The organism is Roseibium sp. (genome assembly GCF_025698965.1).
Classification (GTDB): domain Bacteria; phylum Pseudomonadota; class Alphaproteobacteria; order Rhizobiales; family Stappiaceae; genus Roseibium.
The window spans coordinates 1-3,003 of record NZ_JAILWL010000629.1 but is presented as its reverse complement, the minus strand read 5'-3'; the positions used below and the strand labels follow the sequence as shown (position 1 = coordinate 3,003).

The window sequence follows — 3,003 nt, the reverse complement described above, 5'->3', positions numbered from 1 at the left end:
CCCCCTTTTTTCGGAGCCATTTTTTTCCTTTAAGGTGGCCAGCACCTGTCATTATGCGCTCAATTGATAAGGCCCGCATGCGTCATCGCCGCGCGAATTTCCATCTTTGTGCCTTCGGAAACCGGCACCAGAGGCAGACGCAGTTCTTCTTCGATCTTGCCAAGCAGCGACAAAGCATATTTAGCGCCTGTCGGGTTTGGTTCGAGGAAGAGCGCCCGATGAAGCGGCGCGAGACGATCCTGATAATCCAGTGCCTTTTCAAAATCGTTTGCAAGCGTAGCAGCCTGAAATTCAGCACATAGGCGCGGAGCCACGTTTGCAGTCACCGAGATGCAGCCAACGCCGCCATGCGCATTGAACGCAAGCGCCGAAATATCCTCTCCGGACAGCTGAATGAAATCTGGGCCACATAGTTCGCGCTGACGGCTCGCCTTTGCAAGATCAGCTGTCGCATCCTTTACGCCCTTGATGTTTTCACAGGTCTCGAATAGCTCCGCCATTGTTTCAGGCGTCATGTCGATCACCGAGCGTCCAGGAATGTTGTAAATGAGGATCGGCAGCCCAACAGCGTCGTTGATCGCCTTGAAGTGGGCCTTCAGTCCCGGCTGGTTCGGCTTGTTGTAGTATGGTGTCACGACCAGCAGTGCATCGGCACCAGCCTTTTCCGCATACTGGGCAAAGTCGATTGCCTCAAAAGTGTTGTTCGAGCCGGCCCCGGCAATCACCGGAACGCGACCTGCGGCTGCTTCCACGCACATTTCGATAACACGCTTGTGCTCCGCATGGCTCAATGTCGGGCTTTCACCAGTGGTTCCGACGGGAACCAGACCATTAGAGCCTTCCTTGATTTGCCACTCCACAAAATCCTGAAACCGTTTCTCATCGAGCGCCCCGTCCTTAAACGGTGTAATCAGCGCTGGAATGGAGCCTGTAAACATCTCGGTTTCCTCTTGGATCAGTCTTGTTGTTCTGACAGTTAAAAAGGTTCGTGGGTTGGTTGGAGGCGCAACATACTCATCTGCCGGAAAAGGGGCAATGGCTCCGAAGCCAATCAGCCCCCTAACCATGCCTTTTCTTTTGCACATTGCGCTTTTTCGGCGACACCGGAAACCAAAGGCAGGTGCGTATTAGCGCTTAGGCCTCTGGCAGTTCTTCGTCAACATCCCTATTCTTGAGCAGATCAGCCATAGGTGGACACGCTTTGGAGAAAACAATGACAACTGCGCCGCAAGAAGCGCGAACCGGGTCAATTTCCGCTCTTCGACTGAAACCTGCTGATTTCACCTGGAAGAGCTCCGACGGTCTCACCCTTGCCGGACAGATCTGGTCTCCCGACCTCCCTGAAGAAAAGGGCGTTAAATCACCCATTCCAGTTCTTTGCCTCCCAGGACTTTCAAGAAACTACCGTGATTTCTTTGATATAGCAGAATTTCTTCAACCTTTAGGTCATCAAGTAATTGCACTGGATTATCGCGGCCGTGGGAAAAGTGACTGGGATCCGGACTGGCGCAACTACGCCATGCCCATTGAAGAAAAAGATATTGATGCAGCAATAGAAGAACTCAGTCTTGAACGCTTCGCGCTTCTTGGAACATCGCGAGGCGGACTGCATGCACTCGTAATGTCCAGCCGCTATCCGGCAGAGCGAATGGCAGCGGTGATACTCAATGATGTCGGACCGCATATCGAAATGCGCGCAATTCACAGGATTGCAGCAACTCTCGGCCGCAAGATGACCTGTGCGTCTTTTGATGAAGTTGCGGAAATGCTTGTCCGGACCATCGGACATCAGTTTCCGGCATTTGGCAGGACAGAATGGCTCAAACTTGCCGGTCAGCTCGCTTCAGTGCAGGACGGAAAAGTTGTCCTGGATTACGACCCGGCTTTGGCACATCAATTGGCCAGTCTCGACGATGCCACGCCACTTCCCGATCTTTGGCACTTGTACGACCAGCTTACCGATCGACCCGTTCTGATACTACGCGGGGAACATTCTGATCTATTAAGTGATGATACCTGCCAGCGGATGCTGACTTCGCACAGGAACGCAACGCTAAAAACCGTTCCGGGCCAAGGACATGCACCGGTGATGTGGGAACCGGAAACCCATGAAGCCATTGCTGCTTTTTTGAAAACCGTTTGAAACGGTGGAGGTCACCGCAATTTTCGCTGCACAAAAAATTGCGCATTTGGGAATGCACTCTCGGTCCTATCCCGCAAAGAAAACTTTTGGACAAAAGAAAACCCGGCGTTTCCGCCGGGTTTTCCATCAAACCTCGAATGAGGATTGATTAGAACGTGCGCTGCATACGAACACCGAAGAGGAGTTCGTCGCGGTCAGACAGGCCGTCCGGAGAAGTGTTGGCGTAACCAACATCTGCACCCATGACGAAACCGGAGACCGGCTCCCACTGTACGGAACCGTCGATTGCCCAACGGTTGAAGTCTACGTTGGTGCCCTTCTGGTCGACGTCCATGTAAGAACCGTCGAGAGCCAGACCGATGGTGGACGTTGCCTGAACGTACAGACCAGCGGACAGGGAGTAACCAGTAGACGTGTCGTCAGTACCCGGGCCGTAATCGGAAACAGCTACGCCACCTTCGGTGGAGCCTGCGCCGATGTAGGACAGAGCGCCGTCAGCATAGAAGCCCTGGAAGTAGATGTTCGAACCGGAGTTGATCATCGGCAGGTTGACTTTCACGCCACCGCCAACTGCCCAACCGAGGCTGTCTTCGCCGCCAGTTGCGTTGTTGTTAGCAACATTCGGGTAAACCTGGTGCAGAGCACCGGAAAGTTGTGCGGAACCCCAACCCTGGGAGATGCCGAGAGCAGCAACTGCGTCGGGAGCACGTGTGCCACCGTAGGAACCAACTTCACGGGAAGAACGGTCTTCCAGAGCGATCGTTGCAGAGAAGCCGTTGCCGAATGCAGCGGTGTAAGCGATCTGGTTCAGAGTAGTATCCGACCAGTCACGACCGACGACACCCATGAACACCTGACCG

General features: G+C 53.8%; 3 protein-coding genes. 1 reads left to right on the top strand and 2 read right to left on the bottom strand.

Translation table 11 applies throughout. The features are described 5' to 3' along the window. Window positions 1-59 precede the first annotated feature (59 nt). Window positions 60-938: a 4-hydroxy-tetrahydrodipicolinate synthase gene (gene dapA / locus K5905_RS30750; RefSeq protein ID WP_297591528.1), complete on the bottom strand. Its 879-nt coding sequence runs from the start codon at window positions 936-938 to the stop codon at window positions 60-62. Window positions 939-1,213: 275 nt separating this feature from the next. Between dapA and K5905_RS30745 the strand changes: the two genes are divergently transcribed. Beyond that, complete coding sequence (locus K5905_RS30745; RefSeq protein ID WP_297591527.1) at window positions 1,214-2,143, top strand: alpha/beta hydrolase; 930 nt, start codon at window positions 1,214-1,216, stop codon at window positions 2,141-2,143. A gap of 148 nt (window positions 2,144-2,291) precedes the next feature. On the opposite strand, the gene K5905_RS30740 is transcribed toward K5905_RS30745, so the two are convergent. Continuing rightward, the coding region (locus tag K5905_RS30740) for a porin (RefSeq protein WP_297591526.1) at window positions 2,292-3,003 on the bottom strand (712 nt) is incomplete at its 5' end.